At 71.6% G+C, this 3,247-nt stretch carries 4 protein-coding genes and 1 pseudogene; 3 read left to right on the forward strand and 2 right to left on the reverse strand.

What is annotated here, in order from left to right; genetic code table 11:
• Positions 1-193: 193 nt before the first annotated feature.
• Complete coding sequence (locus tag ACFWIC_RS40875) at positions 194-532, reverse strand: hypothetical protein (RefSeq protein WP_380522258.1); 339 nt, start codon at positions 530-532, stop codon at positions 194-196.
• Positions 533-678: 146 nt separating this feature from the next.
• Here ACFWIC_RS40875 and ACFWIC_RS40880 point away from each other — a divergent pair, with 146 nt between their 5' ends.
• Both ACFWIC_RS40880 and ACFWIC_RS40885 read left to right on the forward strand, forming a co-directional pair.
• Positions 679-1,272 carry a restriction endonuclease gene (locus ACFWIC_RS40880; RefSeq protein WP_380522260.1) on the forward strand — a complete coding sequence of 198 codons (594 nt, stop codon included), beginning with the start codon at positions 679-681 and terminating at the stop codon, positions 1,270-1,272.
• A 365-nt stretch (positions 1,273-1,637) separates the two neighbouring features.
• Positions 1,638-2,423: a DUF4239 domain-containing protein gene (locus tag ACFWIC_RS40885; RefSeq protein WP_380522262.1), complete on the forward strand. Its 786-nt coding sequence runs from the start codon at positions 1,638-1,640 to the stop codon at positions 2,421-2,423.
• 175 nt (positions 2,424-2,598) lie between these two features.
• On the opposite strand, the gene ACFWIC_RS40890 is transcribed toward ACFWIC_RS40885, so the two are convergent.
• A complete protein-coding gene (locus ACFWIC_RS40890) occupies positions 2,599-2,898 on the reverse strand; it encodes a hypothetical protein (protein WP_380522263.1) in 300 nt (99 codons plus the stop codon).
• Between ACFWIC_RS40890 and ACFWIC_RS40895 the strand changes: the two are divergent.
• Positions 2,815-3,151, forward strand: a pseudogene (locus ACFWIC_RS40895) (transposase); the annotation flags it as partial. The gene ACFWIC_RS40890 and the pseudogene ACFWIC_RS40895 sit on opposite strands and share 84 nt — an antisense overlap.
• Between the last annotated feature and the right edge of the window lie 96 nt (positions 3,152-3,247).

The following is a 3,247-nucleotide window of genomic DNA, read 5'->3' on the forward strand; positions in this document are numbered from 1 at the left end:
GGCTCCGAAGGGCCATACCTTCATCTCTCGCACAGCATCGATTCCAGAAACCGTCCTACGACCAGCTCCCCTTCACGTTCAGGACACAATCAGCCGACGCAGCAGGAAGCGGTTTGGAGCTTCCCTCCGCGGGGGGCGACTCCGAGGGGCCAGAACCCTCATCGCTGTGCAACATCATCCAGTCGCTACCGGCCTACACCGGCAGACCCTTTCCGTTCAGCCGGGCTGACCACCCCGCCGCGTCGTGGAGCTGCTTGAGGATGTCGACCACGAGCGCGGCGGCGGTGCGGTAGCCGTCGCTCATCTCCCGCAGGGGAAACGAGCGGGGCCAGGCCCCGCAGCCCGGCCGTTCCGGCGCCAGCACCCCGAGGTACAGGAGAGGCCGCACAGTGCGCCATGACGGCACCTTCGATCCGCTGCTGAAAGCCATCGCCTGGGCGGTACTCGCCATCGCCGTCGCCAAGGTGGTCCGGCAGTGGCTGAGCACCTCCTTCTGGCGCCGGCTCAGCGTCGACGTCTGGGGTTGGATCACCGATCACCCCTGGTGGTCGGCTCTGATCGCCGCCCCGCTCGTGCTGGTTCCCGTCCTGCTCGCCGCCCGCTTCCTCGCCCCGCGCAGGTACGTCCGTTACCTGCACGACGACTTCGACGACGAGGCCCCGGCCGTCCTGGTGCGGGATGCATCACCTGGACGCTTGGGAGGCCACGGAGTTCGAGCGGGCGTGCGCCGCCCTGCTCGTCCGCGACGGCTTCACCGGGGTCCAGCACTCGGGCCGCGCCGGAGACCTCGGCGCGGACGTCGTCGCCTGGGACCACCTCGGCCGCAAGGTGGTCGTGCAGTGCAAGCACTGCGCCAGACCGGTCGGCTCCCGGGACGTCCAGACCTTCAACAGCACCGCCCGCCCCGAACACCACGCCGACGTACCCGTCATGATCGGACTCAACGGCTTCACCCGAGACGCCCGCGCCTTCGCCGCCCGCCACGACCAATGTCGTCGTACCGCCCGGCGCAACCGGGTCCGGGTCGATGCGGACCACTTCCAGGTCGGAGTTCGACGGCAGAGCCGCCTGGGCCGTCGTCGCGGGGACCAGGGCGGCCATGAAGGCCGCGCCGACCACCAGGCCCAGGCGCCCGGTCCTAGTGCGGCGAGCTCTCGTGCGTCACTTCCGCTTCCTTCCCGCAGGGTGGAACGTTCGGGCGCAGCCGTGCGGCTGCGCCCGAAGTCCATCCTCCGTGCGGCGGAACACTTCCACGCGGCCGGCGGTTCGTAGTCACTCCATCGAGCAAGGGGCCGCGCCCGCCGTGGGCCGACGTCCGTCCGGAGCCGGGACACTGCGGCCACCGCGGCACCGGTCCCGGCGGCCCTGGACTCGGGGCTCCCCGCAGGTCGGCGCAGTACCCGGGCGGCTGCCGGACACCCCACCCGGGACCAGGCGGCCGGGTTCACCTGATCGGGGTGACACGTCGCCGCATCTGGCGGGGCCTGGACCGTCGGGCGGCGGCCGGAGGCCATGCTGGGGTGCCCGCTCCCGGCCGTGCGGCACCGGGCAGGCCGAACCCGCGCGCTCCACGCGCACCTCGCGTTGGCGGGGGCGGCCGGACCGTCCTTCCCCGGCCCACAGAGGTGAGGAGCACCGTGGAACTCTGGCTGTTGAACCACCTCCCGACCGCCGTCCTCGCGCTGCTCGTGGTCGGCGGTACCGTGCTGCTCGCGGTGGCCGGAAGTGTGCTGGCCATGCGCTGGTTCCCGGCGCTGGCGGACGGCGAGAACAACGACATGGTCGGTGTGGTGCTGGGCATGTTCGGCGCCATCTACGGCATCATCCTGGCCTTCGTGATCGTCAACCTGTGGACCGATCTGCAGGACGCGGGCACGGTCGTCTCCAGCGAGGCCAGTGCGGTCTCACAGATCGTCCGCGATGCCGAGTGCTTCCCTCCCGGCCCGCGGGACGCCGTCCAGGCGGCCGTCGGCGGCTACGTCCACGCGGTGGTCGAGGACCAGTGGCCGCTGATGCGGGCCGGTGACGGCGACTCCGCGGTGACCACCCGATCCGTCGACGCGATGTACCGGGCCCTCGCCGACTACGAGCCGCGGACGAACGCCGAGCAGGCCTTCTACGCCAAGGCCCTGGACAGCCTCAACGAAGTCGCCGCCTACCGCCGTACCAGGATCGCCGACAGCCGCGACCAGCTCCCGGCCCTCCTACAGATGCTGATCTTCGGCGGCGCGGCGGTGATCATGCTGGTCACCCTGCTGTACGGCGTCCGCAGCCGGCGGGCGCGGATCCTGTTCGTCGGGTCGGTGGCCGCGCTCGTCGGTTTCAGCCTGCTGCTGGTGCTCGTCCTCGACCGTCCGTTCTCCGGGGACCTGGACGTCTCCCCGCAGCCGTTCAAGGACAGCGCCCTCGCCCGGTTCTGGTGACCGCACCGGCCGCGACCGTCGGCGGGTCCCTCCGCGACTGCCGTCGGCAGGGCGACGGCCCTGCGCCACGCCGTGCAGGCCGTCGCCCACCTGCACGACCTCGCCCGAACGACGTGAACCGGCGGGTCGGACCGCACTCCCGCCTGCCCACCCGGAGAACCTCCCGCACCGTGCTTCAGGCCCGGATCCTCCCCGCCAGGGGAAGGTGGTCGCTGGCCGTGGCAGGCAGGGTCCAGGTGGTGGCGGACAGGTCGCGGGTCAGGACGCGGTCGATGCGGGCGAGCGGGAAGGCAGCGGGCCAGGTGAAGCCGAAGCCGCTGCGGGCAAGGGTCAGCCGCTCGAGTCGAGCTGCACTCCTGCGCTCGACGATCTTGGTCGCAGGGTATCCGGAGTGCGTGTCGATCTTGTCCCGAACGACCTGCGGGAGCGGGTGGCTCCACTGCTGCCGCCCGCTCCCGAACGACGCCACCGACACCCCGGGCGACTACGAGTCCCGGACCGGGCGGCCCTTGCCGGCATCATCTCCCTGCTGCGGACCGGTGTCGCATGGCGCGATGTCCCCGTGCAGACAGTGGGCCGCTCCGGAGTCACGGCCTGGCGCCGGCTGCGGGACCGGACCGGGCCGCCTGGCCTCGCCTGCACGCCGCGCTGCTGACCGAACTGCACCGCGCGGACTGCTGGACCTGGACGACTGCGCCGTGGACGGCTCTCACGTCCGGGCCCTCAAAGGGTGCCCCTATGGTCTTCGTCAACCGGTAGCGGCGGTCGGTGGCTGGTAGAGGGTGCCGTCTCGGAGCATGGCGAAGAGGACGTCGATGCGGCGT

It is taken from the genome of Kitasatospora sp. NPDC127035 (assembly GCF_042726075.1).
Lineage (GTDB): Bacteria > Actinomycetota > Actinomycetes > Streptomycetales > Streptomycetaceae > Kitasatospora.

Coding starts and splice junctions, on each gene's coding strand:
- ACFWIC_RS40880 (WP_380522260.1), top strand. CDS start 679: ATGCATCACCTGGACGCTTGGGAGGCCACGGAGTTCGAGCGGGCGTGC.